At 41.7% G+C, this 18,431-nt stretch carries 15 protein-coding genes; 8 read left to right on the forward strand and 7 right to left on the reverse strand.

What is annotated here, in order from left to right; genetic code table 11:
* Positions 1–122: 122 nt before the first annotated feature.
* Positions 123–3,062, reverse strand: a complete 2,940-nt coding sequence (locus H5162_RS00750; RefSeq protein ID WP_182777368.1) for a TonB-dependent receptor — start codon at positions 3,060–3,062, stop codon at positions 123–125.
* Positions 3,063–3,263: 201 nt separating this feature from the next.
* Here H5162_RS00750 and H5162_RS00755 point away from each other — a divergent pair, with 201 nt between their 5' ends.
* The 7 genes from H5162_RS00755 to H5162_RS00785 all read left to right on the forward strand — a co-directional run bounded on the left by H5162_RS00755 (position 3,264) and on the right by H5162_RS00785 (position 12,078).
* Complete coding sequence (locus H5162_RS00755) at positions 3,264–4,511, forward strand: amino acid deaminase (protein WP_182760366.1); 1,248 nt, start codon at positions 3,264–3,266, stop codon at positions 4,509–4,511.
* A gap of 12 nt (positions 4,512–4,523) precedes the next feature.
* Entirely contained in the window at positions 4,524–5,375 is an 852-nt protein-coding gene (locus H5162_RS00760; protein WP_145242044.1) for a MurR/RpiR family transcriptional regulator, read from the forward strand.
* The gene (locus H5162_RS00765; protein ID WP_257326829.1) at positions 5,375–6,847 is read left to right on the forward strand and encodes an amidohydrolase family protein; all 1,473 of its coding nucleotides are present in this window, start codon (positions 5,375–5,377) and stop codon (positions 6,845–6,847) included. Before H5162_RS00760 ends, H5162_RS00765 begins: the two co-directional genes overlap by 1 nt.
* Positions 6,840–7,223, forward strand: coding sequence for a RidA family protein (locus tag H5162_RS00770; RefSeq protein WP_145242042.1), 384 nt, complete (start codon positions 6,840–6,842; stop codon positions 7,221–7,223). Before H5162_RS00765 ends, H5162_RS00770 begins: the two co-directional genes overlap by 8 nt.
* A gap of 161 nt (positions 7,224–7,384) precedes the next feature.
* The gene (locus H5162_RS00775; RefSeq protein WP_145242040.1) at positions 7,385–8,833 is read left to right on the forward strand and encodes a sodium:solute symporter family protein; all 1,449 of its coding nucleotides are present in this window, start codon (positions 7,385–7,387) and stop codon (positions 8,831–8,833) included.
* Positions 8,826–9,767: a PfkB family carbohydrate kinase gene (locus H5162_RS00780; protein ID WP_182733868.1), complete on the forward strand. Its 942-nt coding sequence runs from the start codon at positions 8,826–8,828 to the stop codon at positions 9,765–9,767. Before H5162_RS00775 ends, H5162_RS00780 begins: the two co-directional genes overlap by 8 nt.
* Positions 9,760–12,078, forward strand: coding sequence for a family 20 glycosylhydrolase (locus H5162_RS00785; RefSeq protein ID WP_182733870.1), 2,319 nt, complete (start codon positions 9,760–9,762; stop codon positions 12,076–12,078). Before H5162_RS00780 ends, H5162_RS00785 begins: the two co-directional genes overlap by 8 nt.
* Positions 12,079–12,136: 58 nt before the next feature.
* Here H5162_RS00785 and H5162_RS00790 read toward each other — a convergent pair whose 3' ends face one another.
* Complete coding sequence (locus H5162_RS00790) at positions 12,137–12,817, reverse strand: SDR family oxidoreductase (protein WP_182733872.1); 681 nt, start codon at positions 12,815–12,817, stop codon at positions 12,137–12,139.
* Positions 12,818–13,163: 346 nt separating this feature from the next.
* Between H5162_RS00790 and H5162_RS00795 the strand changes: the two genes are divergently transcribed.
* Positions 13,164–14,018: a mechanosensitive ion channel family protein gene (locus tag H5162_RS00795; protein ID WP_145242032.1), complete on the forward strand. Its 855-nt coding sequence runs from the start codon at positions 13,164–13,166 to the stop codon at positions 14,016–14,018.
* A gap of 253 nt (positions 14,019–14,271) precedes the next feature.
* Here H5162_RS00795 and H5162_RS00800 read toward each other — a convergent pair whose 3' ends face one another.
* From H5162_RS00800 to H5162_RS00820, 5 genes are all read right to left on the reverse strand, one after another.
* Positions 14,272–14,805 (reverse strand): GNAT family N-acetyltransferase, encoded by a 534-nt coding sequence (locus H5162_RS00800; protein ID WP_182732116.1) that lies wholly within the window; start codon positions 14,803–14,805, stop codon positions 14,272–14,274.
* A 3-nt stretch (positions 14,806–14,808) separates the two neighbouring features.
* On the reverse strand, positions 14,809–16,155 hold the full coding sequence (gene astB, locus H5162_RS00805; RefSeq protein ID WP_145242028.1) for an N-succinylarginine dihydrolase: 1,347 nt from the start codon (positions 16,153–16,155) through the stop codon (positions 14,809–14,811).
* Positions 16,156–16,219: 64 nt separating this feature from the next.
* On the reverse strand, positions 16,220–16,450 hold the full coding sequence (locus H5162_RS00810; protein WP_182719062.1) for a helix-turn-helix domain-containing protein: 231 nt from the start codon (positions 16,448–16,450) through the stop codon (positions 16,220–16,222).
* Positions 16,451–16,811: 361 nt separating this feature from the next.
* Positions 16,812–17,822, reverse strand: coding sequence for a zinc-binding alcohol dehydrogenase family protein (locus H5162_RS00815; RefSeq protein WP_182777370.1), 1,011 nt, complete (start codon positions 17,820–17,822; stop codon positions 16,812–16,814).
* Between the two features lie 104 nt (positions 17,823–17,926).
* Positions 17,927–18,358, reverse strand: a complete 432-nt coding sequence (locus H5162_RS00820; RefSeq protein WP_145242022.1) for a MarR family winged helix-turn-helix transcriptional regulator — start codon at positions 18,356–18,358, stop codon at positions 17,927–17,929.
* Between the last annotated feature and the right edge of the window lie 73 nt (positions 18,359–18,431).

Consider the following 18,431-nt stretch of genomic DNA (forward strand, 5'->3'; position numbering starts at 1 on the left):
GTATAAAAACCAGTACAGCTTAATTAGCTGTACTGGTTTGCTATTTGGCAAAAAAGCTTATTTAAATAATGCTAAGTCTTTTTATCTCCTGGGCAGAAGTGTGCCAAATGTGTTGTTAAGCGTTAAAAACGGGTACGAATACCAAACGTAATACGACGCTCAAAGATATTTTGGGTGATCACATGATCAGACCACTGTGCGTAAATATCTTCTTTTTCTTCGGTTAGATTGCTCACTGAGGTATAAATGCTCATATCTTCAGCAAATTCATAGCCGGCATACATATCAAAGTACAAAGTGCTATCGGTCCAAAATGGCATTACCCCTTCGCCCATTGGCGAGCTTAAGCTGTCTAAGCGATCACTACGGTAGTTGGCTGCAAGACGTAGTTGTAATGGGCCTTTTTCGTACCAAAGTACAGCATTGGCTGATTTTTCTGAGTTATCTTGAATTGGTAAACTTTTACCATAAACATCAACGTTAGCGCTGTCACTTGGCGCATAAGTAAAGTTTAGTGATGAGCCTAAGCCATCAAATGGCGCTGGTAAAAAGTCAAATGCTTGCTGATAAACAACTTCAAAACCTTTTATGTCACCACCTTGGCCATTTATTTCAGTGGTTACAGGTACTTCACGGCGAATAATGCCATCAATATCAGGCAAGCCTTGCATGACAATACCGTTTTCAACAAATGACTCTATGTCCATTAAAAAGGCTGAAATACTTAATAAACCGCTGTCATTAAAATACCACTCAGCAGATAGGTTATAGTTAGTTGCGCGCCATGGTTCTAGATCAGGATTACCATTTTGGCGACCTTGTACTGCCACTAATAAGTCAGGGCTTACTCCAAGCTCAGCGGCAAGTACATCTCCGGCTCGGGTACGACCAACACTTATACCACCAGCAAGCTTTCCAATATCGAGCGTGGTCATTGTTTTACCGTAACCTGCACGTAGGATCACATCTTCGGTTAGGTTTAAATTAAAGTTCATTGATGGTAAAAAATCTGAGTAATCTCTGTTTAGCCATTTTTCACCGGTTTTCTCACTGGCAGTACACAACGAACAAGGACGCGCAGAGCCTAGTTGATTTTGCAGCATGTCGAGTTCGGTTTTAATATATTGTGCGCCGATATTTGCGGTATAGCTCAAATCACCCAATTCACCAGCAAAGTTTGCTTTAAAGTAAGCTGTTTGAGTTTGTTCTTTTACTTGGTAAGTACGTGACGGATTAGCTAATCGTTTGTTACCCGGGTAAATTGCATTTTGAAATGCCATTGGATCGTCCATTACTTTAGGATCGATTAAGTAAAAACTATGCCCAGTGCCACCTGGCCCTAAACCATTGACTTGGTTGACCCAACCATCGGGCATATCACTAAAGAAGTTAGTTTTCCCTATGGTTAAATCACCACCTGCTACGCTATTTTCACCGTCGCCATTGGTATCACCTAATGATGCGCCGGAATCTTTCCACATCACATCGGCACTAATATTGCCGGTGGTAAATGGTGCAACGAGAATATAGGTTTCGCGCTCTACGTCTCGTTTTGATGCCCGCAGACCAAAATCAAGATTCTGTAGGTGATCTGTCTCAAAGGCATAATGGCCATCAATACGGGCAACATCAAGTGTGGCTTGTTCTTCAAAGTTATTTTCAGAGTAGGTTGAAACGAGATTATATTGGCTTATATCATTACCAAAGCCTTCTGCAAAACCAAGGGTTAAATATTCGCCGCTGCGAGAAAAGCTCACATCAACTTCTTCTGGGCCATAGCCATTGGGGTTAACTGGCGTAATACCATCACCATGATTTTTTAATAAACCATGTTGTGCGCCTGAGGTTAAAAAGCCGTGGGCCACATTTTCAGTATGGCTTCGCTCTGCAGAGCCATGAATATACCTAAATTCACCAGAGAGTGGGCCATCACCTTGGTATTCGAATAAAAAGCTAGCATTGGTTGATTCACGGTCGTTAGTTAAACTTTCAGAGTAGGCGCTTACCCGACGAACTTTTAAGTTAGCATCGTTGACTGTGTATATTTGTCCGCCCCGATCATTATCTAAGCGAGGAATAAAGTTATCAGAATACGCCCAAATAGAACCACGGGCATTATCAACCATCACCCCTTGCTTACGATCGGCGTCATCCATTTTTGTATAAAACAAGTCACCAGTAAAAGTTAGTGTGTCGGCAATTTGATATTGAATGGTAGTGTTTAGGCCAAGGCGATCACGCTCTGTTTCTCGGTCCATCACGCCATAAAAACGTTGGCTGTAAAAGCTGTCGTTAAAATCGCCATCACCGTTAAAATCGCGGTCGGTTTCATTTTGCACTTCTGAAGAGGTTAAAATTGTGCCATTACGGTAATTCGCTAAGGTGCTTTCGTCATAAGCGGCAGTAACAATAATGCCAAATTTGTCATTGTTATATCCGGCAAAGGCTACCAGTTTAGGGTCGGTTTGCTCTGATAAACTACCACGGGTTGCTTCTCCTGTGAGTGAGAAGGTTGTGCCTTGGTCAAGATCAAATGGTCTACGTGTTTTTAAATCTAAAGTACCTGAAATGCCACCGGCCAAGGTGTCGGCTTGAGGTGATTTAAGCACATCAATCCCTGATAGCAGCGCCGCTGGGACATCAGTGAAGTCTGGTTGTAATGTTGTAATTGAACCTGCACTTAAGAATTGTTCGCCATTGAGCAAAGTGGTTACTTGCGGCATACCGCGAACGTTAATGGTTGAGCCCTCACCCGCAGAGCGGCGAATTTGTATGCCTGGGATACGTTGCAGCGTATCGGCAATGGTTACATCAGGCAATTTACCAATATCTTCCGCGGTAATAGAATCCATTATTCCAGTACTAAAGCGTTTGTTGTTAATATCTTGTTTGTTACTGGCGGCAATACCGCGCACTTCAATAGTTTCTATGTCGTCATTTGCTGTCTGTGCTTGGTCTGCGGCAAAAACGCCAAAGCTGGTATAGCCACATACAATAGCGGCGACGGTTTTTGCTATTAGGCTCCTATTTAAAGTGGGTTGGTGACGGTTTTTAATGCTCATGCTGATATACCTCATCCTGTAGATTTAAAAGTTAATTATTATTTCCTGTTAATTTGTAACAGGTGTTGACTACTTGCTTGTTATTAATTAACATCACTTTCAAACAAAATGCAATAACAATTACATTAACATTTGATAATTTTTTGATTTTTAATCCAACGTTGCTATCTAAGGTAATGATTTAAAATAAGAGTTTTATTTATGGAAAAGTTAGCCATGAAACGCGCCGCAAAAATTTATACTATGAATAAAGGCTTAGGCAACAGCGAAACGATCATACAAGGTGATTGCAATGTTGCTAAGCAGCAGGTGAGTCTTCCTTGTGCGTGTATTTATCAAACGCGTTTAGATAATAACATTGCATGGATGGCTGAGTTCGCCAAACAAAGTCAGGTGGAGTTTTCACCGCATGGTAAAACCACCATGGCACCGGATATTTTTAAAAAGCAATTAAATGCAGGTGCTTACGCGATCACCATTGCAACTGTGCAACAAGCAGTGGTAGCAGCACAAGCTGGCGCTAAGCGCATTATCATGGCGAACCAATTAGTTGGTAAAGCCAACATGCAGCAGCTTAGCTATTTATTAAAACAGTATCAGGTTGATTTTTATTGTTTAGTGGATGATGTTAGCAATGTAACAAGCCTTGGTGAGTTCTTTAGTAAGCAAGGCATACAAGTTAAATTATTTATTGAGTTAGGTGTGCCAGGTGGACGTTGTGGTGTAGTTGATGAAAAAAAGCTCCAACAATTGGTTGCGCATATTAAGCAGTTTTCTTCATTACAGCTTGCGGGCATTGAAGTGTATGAAGGAGTGTTGAGTACACAAAGTGAAGTGACTGCATTTTTAACGGATGCGGTAACAACATGTAAAGAGTTGATTGAGCAGCAGGCTTTTGCCACAGAACAAGTAATTATTACCGCAGGTGGCTCAGCGTGGTACGACTTAGTCTGCGATGCTTTTGCACCTAGTAACATGCTCGATAACATGGTGCCTGTGATCCGCCCTGGCTGTTATGTCGCTCATGATCAAGGGATTTATGGCCATGCGCAGCAACAGATTCTAGCGCGTAATCCGTTGGCGTGTAATATTGGTAGCGATTTACAATCATGTTTAGAGGTTTGGGCATATGTACAGTCATTGCCAGAACCGGGACGAGCAATTATTGGTATGGGTAAGCGCGATGTGGCATTTGATGCCGGGCTACCTATTGCGAATTTACATATTGACCAACACGGTGTTGTTACTAAAGCAGGTGCTGATTGGCAAGTTGAAAAAATAATGGATCAGCATGCCATGCTGCGTGTTGATCAAAATAGCCACTTAAAAGTCGGTGATATTATTGCCTTTGGGACTTCACATCCTTGCCTGACATTTGATAAATGGCGTTATATTAATGTTATCGATGATAATTATAACGTTGTTGGTATCTTTGATACGTATTTTTAGGAGAGTAGTTAATTGGATATTGTTTCACGAATTAAAGAGCGTTTAGGCCATTTACGGCAATCAGAGCAACTCGTTGCACAATTAATTTTAGCCGATCTGCAATATGCAGCATCGGCAAGTATAAGTGATTTAGCACAGCGCGCAAAAGTCAGTCACGCATCTATCACTCGGCTAGCAAAAGCGCTGGGCTGCGATAATGTGCGTGATATGAAACTACAGCTTGCACAATCACTGGCAGTAGGAGAGCGCTTTATTAGTGAAAATGCCTCTGTACGTGAAGATATTCCAGCTATATACAAAGCAATACACGATATTCTCGATATTAATGCCGGATTAATTGAACAGTCGCAGATTGAAGAAGCAGCTCGCTGTATTGCTGAAAGCCGTCATACGTTAATTTTTGGCGTTGGTGGGGGTAGCTCTGTAGTTGCACAAGAATGCCATAACCGCTTGTTTCGACTGGATGTACTCAGTAACGCTTACAGTGATCCGGTGATGATGAGAATGACTGCCGCCAGTGTTGATATCAGTGATGTGGTGGTGGTGTTATCGCTTACAGGCTTAGCAAATGACTTAATTGATGCGGCAAATATTGCCAAAGATTATGGCGCTAAAGTGATTGCGGTTTGCCCAGAGAGTGCGCTTGCTGATATCGCAACGATTCACTTACCAATTAAAACTAACGAATCAGATTACATTTTTACGCCCAGTACAGGCCGTTACGCGATGCTTGCTGCAGTAGACATATTGGCAAGTGAAGTGGCTATTTTAACGCAGAAAAAATCTCGCGAAAAACTTCGTCGCATCAAACATGAGTTAGATGAGTATCGTCAAGGACCAGACAGAGCACCACTAGGAGATTAATGATGCGGCACGATATCTCGCAATCAGCAGACACAATCATTTATCAAGCAAAAGTATTTGATGGTTTAGGCAATGCGCCTCAGTACATGGATGTCGCAATTAAAGGTGAACATATTGTCGCACTCGGCGAGTTATCACAGTGGCAGGCAACACACACAATAATGGCCAATGGATTATGCCTAGCCCCGGGGTTTATCGATGTACATACCCATGATGATCTTGAGTTGTTAAGAAACCCAGCGATGGCAGCGAAAATAAGTCAAGGGGTGACAACGGTGATCACCGGTAATTGTGGGATCAGCGCGGCGCCGGCAAAACTAACTGCAGATGCGCCGGATCCAATGAATCTGCTGGGTGAAAAAGCAGAGTTTACTTTTGCACAGATGCGCGATTATATCGATGCATTTAATGTACAAAAAGCCAATGTGAATGTTGCCGCATTGGTAGGGCATACCACATTGCGCAATAACGTTATGGATGACTTATTACGTCCAGCGACGCTTGACGAAATTGCCGCGATGCAATTGCAATTGGATGAAGCCATAACCCAAGGTGCCCTCGGTTTGAGCACTGGGCTTGCCTATCGCAATGCACAGTGTGCACCTGAACAAGAGGTACAGGCATTTGGCGCTATCTTACAAAAGCATGATGCTTTATATACCACCCATTTACGCACCGAGTTTGATGCCGTGCTTGAGGCGATGGATGAAGCGTTTGCTATGGAGCAAAAGTTTGGCATTAAAGTGATTATTTCCCACTTGAAGTGTGCAGGTAAAAATAACTGGGGACGCGCCCCAGAGCTGTTAGCAAAATTTGCAGCACAAGGCGAGCACTCAAAATGTAGTTGCGACGCATACCCGTATGCGGCCAGCTCCAGTACCTTAGATTTGAACCAAGTGACTGACGACTTCGATATTTTTATCACTTGGTCTGATGCCCACCCTGCAATGGCCGAGCAATTACTTGCTGATATTGCTAAACAATGGGACGTCAGTTTGCTGGATGCTGCTGAAAAACTGCAGCCAGCTGGTGCTGTGTACCATGGGTTAAATGAAGACGATGTAAACACTATTTTAGCGTTTGATAAAACCATGATTGGTTCAGATGGTTTACCGTGCGATCCACACCCACACCCTCGGTTATGGGGCTCATTTCCCCGAGTGCTGGGTCATTACAGCCGTGAACAAGGAATTTTTTCATTAGCAACTGCGATTCATAAAATGACAGGCTTAAGCGCGGCTAACTATCGGTTGGCAAATCGTGGAGTGATCAAAGTAGGCAACTTTGCCGATTTGGTGTTATTTGATGCCAATGAGATTATTGATAACGCAACATTTGTTGATCCAGAGCTGGCGGCTTCAGGAATTCATCGTGTCTGGACCAATGGCCAAGCAACCCTTATAGATAAACATATTCTACCTGCATATTCAGGTAAATTTTTAACATCCCTAGGAGCAAGTAAAGATGATTAGACGAATTGGTATTGAAGGCGGTAAAGGTACCGGTGGTCAGCACTTACCGTTTGCACGCGCAGTAGAAGCGGGTGGTTGGCTGATGGTATCTGGACAAACCCCAATGAAAGATGGAGAAGTGGTTGAAGGGGGGATTATTGAGCAATCAACACTGGCGATTGAAAATTGCCTCGAGATTATGAAAGAGGCCGGTTATGAGCTCAAAGATGTGGTGCATGTTACTGTTATTTTAACTGATTCTCGTTACTTTCAGTCGTTTAATAAAGTGTTTAAAGAGTATTTTGGCGCTAATCCACCGGCACGTATTTGTGCGGTCGCGGATTTAGTCGTCGATTGTAAAGTTGAGGTGGATGTTACCTGTTATAAGGCGCCTTAAGATTTTGTCAGTAGCTGAATGACAGCGCTGACATTTACACCTAAGAGCACACAAAATAATAACCGCTCTTAGGTCAGAATAATAACTAACATCAACCACGTAATTAATAATTAGAAGTGCTGTTACAAAGCGCAGCGTGGATTGGTGGAGCAGGGTGTCTTATGAAGTGGCAATTATTAATGGCCTTTTTAGGCTACTTAGGATTTATGATTTGGTTTGGTTGGTGGGTAAGCCGAAATTCTAAAGGTGGCGATGACTTTTTACTGGGGGGACGTAATTTACCGTTTTTTCTTACGTTAGGTACTACAGTTGCCACTATGGTAGGAACAGGATCATCAATGGGGGCTGTGGGATTTGCTTATTTAAATGGCTGGGCTGGGATGATCTATGGCCTTGGTGGTGCTGCGGGAATTTTATTATTAGCAAAATTATTTGCGCCAGTGCGTGAACACCAATTCATGACTATGAGTGAAGAAGTATCATACTATGTGGGAGCACATCCACTCGTTAAGAATACCATCGCAATATTTATTTTTGTCGCCAGTATTGGTTGGTTAGGAGCGCATATTCTGGGCGGTGGTATGTATTTAGCATGGCTTACTGGGTTATCGCCATTTTCGGCAAAACTTATTATTGCACTGGGCTTTAGTATTTACGTGGTGATTGGCGGTTATGTTGCTGTGGTATGGACCGACTCTATTCAAGCATTGGTGTTATTTGTTGGCTTTTTCTTGATGGCTGGGGTCGCTCTTTATGAAGTGGGTGGCTTGGCTGATATGGCCAATGCGCAACCTGCGCTTAACCAAAGCTTTTTATCATTGGATAAAATAGGTGCAGTGCATGGCTTATCATTATTTTTCGCGGTGTTAATAGGCGTCTTGGTTGCGCCATCATTTCGCCAACGTATTTATTCTGGCAAGCATGTTAAAAGTATTCGTCAATCGTTTTATTTATCGGGTGGCTTGTATTTAGTATTTGCCATAGTACCTGCCATCATCGGTATGGCAGCTTATGCACTGAATCCTGCTTTAGAGAACAGTGCATTTTCTTTCCCTTTTATGGCGTTTGAATTATTACCTTTTGGCTTGGCAGCGCTGGTTATTATTGCTGGCCTTTCAGCCACGATTTCCAGTGCTAGCTCAGATGCGATTGCAGCTGTGAGTGTATTAATACGTGATCTGTATAGTTTAGTATTCAAACGAATGCCCCACGCTAAAGATGTTGTATTACTTTCGCGGATGGGCTTAGTGATGACGATAGGCATTGCGTTATTATTGGCGTTATTAACTAACGATGTGATTGGTTACATTACAAATATGATCGCCACTTTAATGTCGGGTCTATGTGTATGCGTGTTATTTGGTCATTTTTGGCCACGCTTTAATTGGCAGGGGGCCATTACTGCTTTATTGGTTTCGCTGTTGGTCTCGTTGGCGATTATTTTAACGCCAAATTGGCTGGCTTATTGGAGTAACCCAATTATTCCGGCCACTTTAGGCTCCGCTTTATTAGCTGCTATGGTAACTTTGTTTACCCCAGTTCAAGTGTGCACATCTGCACAAGCATTAGCTATTTTAAAAGCTCAACGCGAGGAAATGCAACATGATTAAGATTGCGTTTTTTGGTGAAGCGATGCATGAACTATCTACAAATCAAGAGCTTAATTTTGGGGGGGACACCTACAATACGGCAGTTTACTTTAAACGTCTTATGGGAGAACAGGTGCATGTTTATTTTATATCTGCCATTGGTAGCGACGAACTAAGTAAGCAAGCTAAGGCTAGGTGGCAGCAGCAAGCGCTTAAACTCGATTTTTTACAATATGCAACAAATCATACTTTAGGCGCTTATGGTATTACGCTTGATGCTAATGGCGAGCGAGTTTTTCATTATGATCGAAAAAATAGCGCTGCCAGAGAGTATTTTAAGCTTGATACTCAACATCAATTCTTAACTGCATTGCAGCAGCAACAGTTTGATTACCTTTATTTTTCAGCTATAAGTTTAGCAATTTATGATGACCCAACTAAACAGCTATTAATGACTGCTATTGCACAGTTTAAGCAAGCTGGTGGCATCGTTATTTTTGATAGTAATTATCGCCAAGTGCTTTGGCAAAGTAATATGCAAGCACACTATTGGTTTCGCCAAGCCTTTTTAGTTGCAGATATCATTTTTGTTACCAACGACGATCACTTTGGTGTGTTTGGTGATTGTGAACAACAGCAGTTGGTCGACTTTTATCGGGCATACCCACAAGCGTTGCGAGTGATTAAGCAAGGACTGGATGACACCATTGTGTTACAGCAACAAACAATTAATTACTATCCAGTAACCGCAGTCGCGAAGGTAATTGATACTACCGCGGCTGGAGATGCGTTTGCAGCGGGTTTTTTAGCTGAACAAATATTAGCGAGTCCTTGTGCAATTGCAGTGCAGACTGCCCAGCAACTTGCGGCTCAAGTGATCACCGCCGCAGGGGCAATTGTCGCTACAACAGTGACTCTCAAAGCAAGCAAACAACAGGAATTAAACAATGCATAAAATTATTCATTTTATGATGGGGGCAATGCTACTGAGCAGCTCTTGTTATGCTTTTTCTGCGCCCGCCACCGAAGCGCTGATGCCAATGCCTAAAGAGGTGCAATCATTGGCTGGGAGTACTACCTTTGAAGCAACTCTTAAGGTATTTATACCTAAAACGCAGCACGCTATCGTCCTGCCTTTATTAAATAGTTCGTTGTTTGCTACCCAATTTCAGCATCTACAAGTTACGCCAAGAGCGGCTGCGCAATTACACATTAATATCACGCAAACAGTGAGCGAGTTACCTTATTTAAATATGGATGAAAGTTACACGCTAACTATTGCAGATAATAAAATTGACCTAACGAGTGCTAATCAATACGGCATGCTTAGAGGATTGGCGACTTTATCGCAGCTATTATTTAGTGCTAAGCAGCCGCTACAAGTTAATAATCTAATTATTACGGATGAACCAACTTATCCGTGGCGTGGTTTATTATTTGATGGCGTGCGTCACTTTTTGCCAATTGCAGATGTAAAACGGACATTACGTGGCTTGGCTTCAGCCAAGTTTAATGTGTTTCACTGGCACTTAACCGATGATCAGGGCTGGCGAATTGAGCTAAATAGTTACCCTAAACTACACCAGCAGGCATCCGATGGTCTTTATTATACTCAAGCACAAATTAAAGAGGTGGTTAGCTATGCGGCAAAGTTAGGTATTCGGGTGGTGCCAGAGTTTGACGTTCCGGGTCATGCCAGCGCGATTATACTTGCGTATCCTGAACTTGGTAGCGGAACTCAATTAACTCAGATGGAGCGACGTTGGGGCGTATTTAAACCGTTACTGGATCCAAGCAACCCTGAGGTTTATAAATTTGTTGATGCAGTAGTCGCCGAGCTTGCGGGTTTGTTTCCTGATCCGTATTTGCATATTGGTGGCGATGAAATTGATGATACTGATTGGCAAGCCAATAGTCATATTCAAGCTTATATGCATAAGCAAAAACTGGCTGATAGCCATGCATTACACGCCTACTTCAATCAACGGGTTGCTAAAATATTAGCAAAATACAATAAGAAAATGATTGGTTGGGATGAGGTATTACATCCTAATTTGCCTAACAACACCTTAGTGCAATCATGGCGTGGTCATCATTCATTGGCGGCGATCACTGAGGCCGGTTTCGATGGTTTGTTATCAAGCGGGTTTTATATTGATCAGCCGCAGTGGACGAGCTATCACTATCGTAATCATCCGCTGCCGCCGGCGAAACCCGCAGTAACGGCGAAGACTGTAATCGGACATGTTGATTTTACCCTCACACGCATAAAAGGCAGCGCGGTGACTGGCGATATTACTGTCTTTGCAAGTGATCAGTCTCGTATGCAAGCAATTGTCAACATCGCGGGTAAAGGGGCATTCATCACTGATAAAGTGACTAAAATAGCGAATAACTATCAGGTGCTTATTGATACTTGGCTTGGGCCAACTCAGCTGACATTTAGTTTAACGCAGGCTAGCAAAGATCCCGCATTCGTGGGTAATACTCCTTATGTGTTTAGGGCAAATGTCGGTGGTGAGATACCTCTGGTGCAGTTGAACCAACAACTAAAACATCAGCAGCAACGAGCCAAGCTAGGTAATGTATTGGGTGGTGAAGCAACTATTTGGGCTGAGCTTGTCACCTCTGATAATTTAGATACGCGTATTTGGCCAAGACTCTATGCAATAGGAGAACGTTTTTGGTCACCGACTAGCTTAACGGATGAGCGCAGCATGTACACTCGGCTTGCGCTAATGGACCAATACGCCGATGAACAGTTAGGCTTACTACATCAACAGCAGTTTATTCAACGTTTAGAGCAGCTACCAGAGGTTTCAAGCAGTGCGCTTAACGCGTTACTTACTTTTAGTCAGCTGATAGAGCCCGCACACTATTACACGTTGCATCATTTAGCGTTTCTAAGCGATGATTACCATCAGTTAGCGCCACTGGATAAATTAGTGGATGTTTTACCGGTAGAGAGTTTAACCTTAAAACAATTTGATTATGCGGTGGATGATTACCAACAACAATGTGATCGCCAACAACTTACCGCATTGCAAAGTCAGCTAGTAATGTGGCAGCAAGTACTTACTAATAATCCGCAGGTATTTTTAGCGGTTAATGAGTGGCAAGCAAGCTATTTGGCAATTGTTGATGCTCTGCAAAATAAAGATGCGTTAAGTGAGTCGCAAGTTATCGAGATCAATCATGGTACGATTGCGCAAGTTATCGCATCAATTAACCGATTAAAACAGGCGCGTTTAAGTTGCAGTAATTAATTTACTGCTTGGATCAAATTAAATGCCCTGTTAAGGGCATTTATTACTGTCGAGTCCGTTAATTACTCGGCATCAAAAATAACTCTCGTACATTGCAACGTGGGTTTGCCTCTATAGCAAATAGTACCGCCTCGGCTACATCATTTGGGTCAAGTTTGTCGGGTTTTGCTTCATCAAAAAAAGGCGTATTGACCATGCCTGGGGCAATAGTGGTGCAGCGTCCTTGCCATGGCTTCATTTCTTCAGCTAAGTTTTGCCCAAAACCGTAAGCAAACCATTTCGTTGCGCCATAAACAGAGCCTTTAAGGGCAATCCGTCCTGCGGCTGAGCTGGTTAAAATAAAGTGTCCTGTGGTTTTTCTTAGGTGTGGCAGAGTGAGTTTTGCGGTGTAAAGCAGTGCATTGATATTAATATCAATCATTGTTTGCCATTGCTCAGGATCGCCCTCTTCAACACCTGGCGTTTGAACACCCATACCGGCATTGGCAAATGCAACATCAAGGCGGCCAAAGTGTTTTATACCTGTATTAACTACGTTTTCAAGCGATGAAAAATCAGTGGCATCTGCGCAAACTGCTAATGCGTTATCAGCCCCGAACTCTTCAACCAGCGCATTAAGTTTGTCTTCACTGCGAGCGGTCAAAATTACTTTATGACCGTTTGCGACTAAGGTTTTTGCTGTTGCTTCACCAATACCACTGGAAGCGCCTGTAATAAGTACAACTTTTTCTTTACTCATGACTTGCTCCTCGATTAAATCTGAGACTAGATTTGATACTCTTAGTGGTAATGGTAACAGTGAAGGATTAACCTCCATTGAATGCTTATTACACCAACTTGCTGGTTTGATTTAACTATATGATTTTTAATTGTTTTTAAAGATTAAAATAAAAAGTTAGGTTTATATTTATTATGCTATATAATCGCGCGGTTTCGCTTTGAGGCCAGCTTATTTTTTAGCAGGCTACAAATCGCAAATGGTTATAGCAGCTCACACTTATTGGCTTATAACAATGTGGTTTTAACCTTGTGTAAGCTATGTTAAACCTTGCTCAATTGCAGCAATTACTTAGTGGAAATAAACAGTGAAAGATAAGTTATTAGTGTTTTGGCAAAATCATTCAGAAACCATAATGACTCTAGGTTATAAACTGATTCTAGCGTTGGCTATTGTTATAGCTGGTGCTCTAATTGCGCGCTCTGTTAAAAGAGCGATCCAAAACTCTAAGTCGCCTCTTAAGAAAATGGATAAAACCTTACTACCAATTTTATCGAGTGTGCTGGGCTACTTGGTGTATATCATTGCAGGGTTGTTTATTTTAGATATTTTTGGTGTTAATACAGCCAGTTTAATAGCACTTATGGGGGCGGCTGGCCTTGCGATTGGCCTTGCGTTAAAGAATACCCTCAGTAATATTGCCGCAGGTATTATGTTATTAATACTTAGGCCATTTAAAGTTGGTGACTTTGTTGATGCCAGTGGCACAACGGGTACTGTGAGTGAAATTAACCTCTTTACAACTATTTTTAAAACCAATGATGGCCTATATATCGCTTCGCCAAATGGCAAAGTGTGGGGTGGTAATATTAAAAATTTCACTCGCAATGGTAAAAGACGCATGGATATTGTAGTAGGTATTTCGTTTGCTGACTCAATAGATGATGGCTTAAATGTACTTAAAGAAATAGCCGCATCAGAAAGCCGATTATTAGCGGATCCAGCACCTAAGGTGATGGTGACATCGATAGCTGAAAGCTCAGTGAATATTCAATTACGTGCGTGGACAGTTAACGGTGATTATTGGCAAACAGTCTGGGATCTTAATAAACGCGTAAAAGAGTCTATTGAGCAAGCAGGGCTGACAATTCCATTTCCGCAGCGTACGTTACATATATCGGAGTCGATGGCATCGGCAATAACCGTTAACAAGGATGTGTAAATAACAGATAGTGATTTAATATATTAAATAGCAATCTGTCAGCTTAACGCCAGTTAATTAATATTGACTGGCGTTTTCTTTTTGTGCTCATTGAAAACATGCTGATAAGTTCGTCTACTTGATCCCATTTTATCTGTTCTGTCAACGTATTAGCAGCGATTTAAACGTTATAGTAAATGCCTTTATGGTAGGTTACAAAAGCGAAGTGACTGCTGATAACATTATAAGGTTGTAAGCGATTGACGAATTTAACTCACTTAAGTAATTTATAAAACAGTACAGTACTTTGTAATTCGCCCGATGAACTAAGGGCAAACTGTGGTATTTCACCGGCTTCTATATAGCCTAATTTTTCATATAAAAGTGAGGCAATATCGCCTAAGCGGGTATCCAGTACCAGTAGTTTTAATTGTTGCTGCAGCGCACTTTTTTCAAGGGTATGCATAAGTTGTTTTGCAAATCCTTGGCCTTGGTATTGGCTATGTACCATTAGCTTTTCAACCTCACCGCGGTGAGCGCCATTAGCTTTTTGACACAACGATAATTGCACTGCACCAATTACCTCAGATCCTTCGGTGATAACAAATAATTCGCGGCTATCATTTAATAAATCGCATTCAATACTGTGCCAGTAGTGATCTGCTTGTGCGCGCGTCAATGGCGCGATAAAACCAATCGATGCACCATTGTTAACGCTATCAACCAGTAAATGATTTAGCGATTGCTGATATCCCGCTAGTGAACTGATTTTATGTATTTGCGTATCTACAACGCTTGTATCTTGCATGGTTTATCCTTCTAATTGAAATGGATACACAGAGCCTAGGTGCAGATGTTGAGTTAATTCATCCAGCGCTTGCCAGCTTTCACGTAACAAGTTTGGATCTGCAAAATCATCATTACTAAGTTTGTCACGATAGTGCTTATTCGCCCAATCACATAGTTGTTGGTACTTACTATCGTTTAAAATAACGGCAGGATTGACTGCCGCGAGTTCTTGCTGATTTAGCGCTACACGTAAACGTAAGCAAGCAGGGCCACCACCATTTTGCATGCTTTGTTTTAAATCAAAAAATTGCACTTGATCAATTGGATTGTCTGCAAGGATCATTTCTTCAATATAACTGTTAACTGCCTGATTGTTTTTACATTCTTGTGGAGCAACCAGTAACATTTTGCCATTGTTTAAACTAACCAGTTGGCTATTAAATAAATAGCTAGTTACAGCATCTTGCACGCTTACTTTGGCTGTTGGCACCTCAATAATATGCAGTGTTTTGTCGCCAATATATGCATCTTTTATTTGTTGTAGGGCGATAGGCTGATTTAAGAAAGCTTGCTCGTGACAGAGTAATACATTGGCGTTACCCACCGCGATTACGTCATTATGGAACACCCCTTGATCAATCACCTCAGGGTTTTGTTGAATCATTAATTGGCTAGATGGTTTTAGCTGATGTAGTCGGCATATTGCTTGTGATGCTTCAAGTGTCTGCCTTGCAGGAAATTTAACTGGCTTAGGCAGTGCGCTGTTAAATGCGCTGGCACCATATACAAACAGCTCCAAACCTTGAACACCATGCTCGTCGCCTAAGCGAGTATGGTTAGCCGCGCCCTCATCACCAAAAAAACCTTGATCTGGCAAATGGGTATGATGACTAAAGTAGCCTTCGTTATTAAACATGGCTTTAAGTAATCGTGTTGTTGTTTGAGGCTCAAGGGAGCGATGAAATTTGTTATTCAAATTAGCAGCAGTAAAGTGAACTTTGCCATCAAGTGTGTCGGCTGATGGTGATACAGTGCCGGCATTGGCAGTCCACATTGATGATGCTGAATAACATGCGCGAACTAAAACAGGATCAGCTTTAAACGCTTTACTGATCACTTGTTCAGCAGTGCCTGTAAATCCTAAACGACGCAATACATTTATATCAGGGCGGGCATGTGGGGCAAATACCCCTTGAGTTAGTCCCAAGTCATGCATAGCTTTCATTTTCGCTAAGCCTTGCAGTACCGCCTCTTTTGGATTGGAGTAACTTGCCGCATTATTTAATGATGCTACGTTACCGTATGATAATCCCGCGTAGTTATGAGTCGGGCCTACAAGGCCATCAAAATTAACTTCTACAGCTGTCATAGTTATCCTGCAATTTTACTAATTTTAGTGTATTTAAACTATACAGAAAATAATCAGTAGTAGGTTAATTAAAATTAGCTAATTCTAGTTCTACGCTCTGCAAGTTTTGTTGCAAACGTTTTTGTGCTGCGAGTAGGTAGCTTTTTTGCTGTGCTATTTTTGCTTGTTGTTGACGCAGTGCTTTATAGATCACTCGTTTGGGTAAATCATAGTGCTCGGAGGCTTGGCTAATTGTTAATTGATGCACCGACAACTTTTTAAGCGCTTCATCTAAGTGCGGGTAGTTACTTAACATATTCACGCTCCTTTTCTGCGGTGGTGTGAGGATCATTGGCATGGTGAATATGCCAAATGCTTATATCTAAGCGCCATAGTAAATACAACATATGATAAATATTAGTCATAGCTCGCTCCCTGTAGACGAGGTAAATGAAGATAAAACTCAGATTAGTGAGTTACTCTTTTGTAAGGAAGATCTGTGCCAGTCTGAATAATTATTTTTAGTTAAAACAAATCAATAGCTTAAGGTTTTTTCGTTGTTGTATGATTGAGTATAAGCACTAATGTAGTGAAAAATAATGATGGCTTTGCACTTTGCTGGAGCAGAAGGGGAATTATTGCGCGTTCAGATGAGCGCGCAATAATATTAAGTAAGTTTAAAACCCTTCAAGTACCAGCTTACCGCGTGATTGATGAGATTCTAATATTGCGTGCGCTTTGAGCAGGTTTTCTATATTAATTTTCCCTAAATGTTGGCCTAAGGTAGTTTTAATGATGCCGTTATCAACTAGCTCTGCTAATTCAGTAAGTAACTGATGTTGCGCTATCATATCGTCAGTTTGGAACATTGAACGAGTATACATAAACTCCCAATGCAGTGAGATACTCTTGCGCTTGAGCGCTAAAATATCAAAACTTGCTGGGTCGTCTATTAAAGCTAATTTACCTTGTGGTTTAATCACTTTAATAATTTCATCAAGATGTTGCTCGGTATGAGTGAGGCTAACGACATAATCAAATTCAGCAAGGTTATGCTCTGTTCGTTGTGTATCTAAGCTTTGTGAGTGATCAAGCACTTGATCAACACCTAGCCCATTTAACCAGCTAACACTATCTACGCGTGATGCAGTGCCTATCACCGTTAAGTTGGTTAGCTGTTTGGCCAACTGCACTAAAATTGAGCCAACACCGCCTGCGGCACCAATAACTAATAATGAAGCTGGTTTTGCATTGTTGGAACGTGATATTTGCAAACGATCAAACAGTAATTCCCAGGCTGTAATACTGGTTAGCGGTAACGCAGCAGCTTGGGCATCGTTCAAGGTAGTAGGCGCACGGCCAACAATACGTTCATCAACTAGTTGAAATTCAGCATTACTGCCTGAGCGAGTTAAATCACCGGCGTAATAAACCCGGTCGCCCAGATTAAATAAACTTACTTTATCACCAACAGCTTTTACGATCCCAACAGCGTCCCAACCAATGACTTTGTGACCTTGTTCAGGGCTAACATTTGCGCGGATCTTCGCATCGACAGGATTAACTGAAATTGCTTTTACTTCGACCAATAAATCGTGACCGGATGCTGTTGGAATAGGTAACTCGATGGCTTCGAAAGAATGATTGCTAAGTGTTTTGGTTGCTGTTTGGTATCCAATTGCTTTCATGAGTTGCTCCGTTAAATTGTTTTGCTGCACCCACTATAACGCAGTTTTATAATAGAAAAAGAGTGGGGTATATATACACGAATCTCTCTCAAAATTTTTGATAATTAACTTAAGTCAGTATTGAGTTTATCAAGTAAAGTAATTAGTTGTGTGGCTTCTTGCTGCGTAATAGATGGAAAACGGCAACGAATTTGCTCAGGGATATTCGCTGCTTGTTGTTGCAGCTGTATGCCTTGTTTGTGTAACTTTACGACTCGCTTACGTTTATCTGTTTCATCTTTAACCACGGCTAATAAGCTTTTATCGGTCATTTTTTTCAAAATTTGTGTCATGGCGCCGCCATCTATTGCGGTTTTTTCCAGCAGCTGTGCAATACTGATCTCATCTTCTTCCCAGAGCGCCATCATCACCACATACTGTGGATAGGTCAGTTCAAGTTCGTTTAGTGCATCTCGATAGGCACGTACCACTGAATTGGAGGCCATATACAGACGATGACAAATTTGATTATCTAATTTCAATTGTGGATATTTCATAGTAGCTCTCGAATGATGACACTGCATTTTAATTTGCATGCAAAATATTTGCAATGATCAATAAACTACTTTA

Origin of the sequence: Pseudoalteromonas sp. SR41-8, assembly GCF_014163915.1 — a bacterium.
Classification (GTDB): domain Bacteria; phylum Pseudomonadota; class Gammaproteobacteria; order Enterobacterales; family Alteromonadaceae; genus Pseudoalteromonas; species Pseudoalteromonas rhizosphaerae.

Bases quoted from the DNA above. Each gene is read 5' to 3' on its own strand.
- H5162_RS00750 (WP_182777368.1), bottom strand. From the start codon at position 3,062: ATGAGCATTAAAAACCGTCACCAACCCACTTTAAATAGGAGCCTAATA.
- H5162_RS00755 (WP_182760366.1), top strand. From the start codon at position 3,264: ATGGAAAAGTTAGCCATGAAACGCGCCGCAAAAATTTATACTATGAAT.
- H5162_RS00765 (WP_257326829.1), top strand. From the start codon at position 5,375: ATGATGCGGCACGATATCTCGCAATCAGCAGACACAATCATTTATCAA.
- H5162_RS00770 (WP_145242042.1), top strand. From the start codon at position 6,840: ATGATTAGACGAATTGGTATTGAAGGCGGTAAAGGTACCGGTGGTCAG.
- H5162_RS00775 (WP_145242040.1), top strand. From the start codon at position 7,385: ATGAAGTGGCAATTATTAATGGCCTTTTTAGGCTACTTAGGATTTATG.
- H5162_RS00780 (WP_182733868.1), top strand. From the start codon at position 8,826: ATGATTAAGATTGCGTTTTTTGGTGAAGCGATGCATGAACTATCTACA.
- H5162_RS00785 (WP_182733870.1), top strand. From the start codon at position 9,760: ATGCATAAAATTATTCATTTTATGATGGGGGCAATGCTACTGAGCAGC.
- H5162_RS00790 (WP_182733872.1), bottom strand. From the start codon at position 12,817: ATGAGTAAAGAAAAAGTTGTACTTATTACAGGCGCTTCCAGTGGTATT.
- H5162_RS00800 (WP_182732116.1), bottom strand. From the start codon at position 14,805: ATGCAAGATACAAGCGTTGTAGATACGCAAATACATAAAATCAGTTCA.
- astB (WP_145242028.1), bottom strand. From the start codon at position 16,155: ATGACAGCTGTAGAAGTTAATTTTGATGGCCTTGTAGGCCCGACTCAT.
- H5162_RS00810 (WP_182719062.1), bottom strand. From the start codon at position 16,450: ATGTTAAGTAACTACCCGCACTTAGATGAAGCGCTTAAAAAGTTGTCG.
- H5162_RS00815 (WP_182777370.1), bottom strand. From the start codon at position 17,822: ATGAAAGCAATTGGATACCAAACAGCAACCAAAACACTTAGCAATCAT.
- H5162_RS00820 (WP_145242022.1), bottom strand. From the start codon at position 18,358: ATGAAATATCCACAATTGAAATTAGATAATCAAATTTGTCATCGTCTG.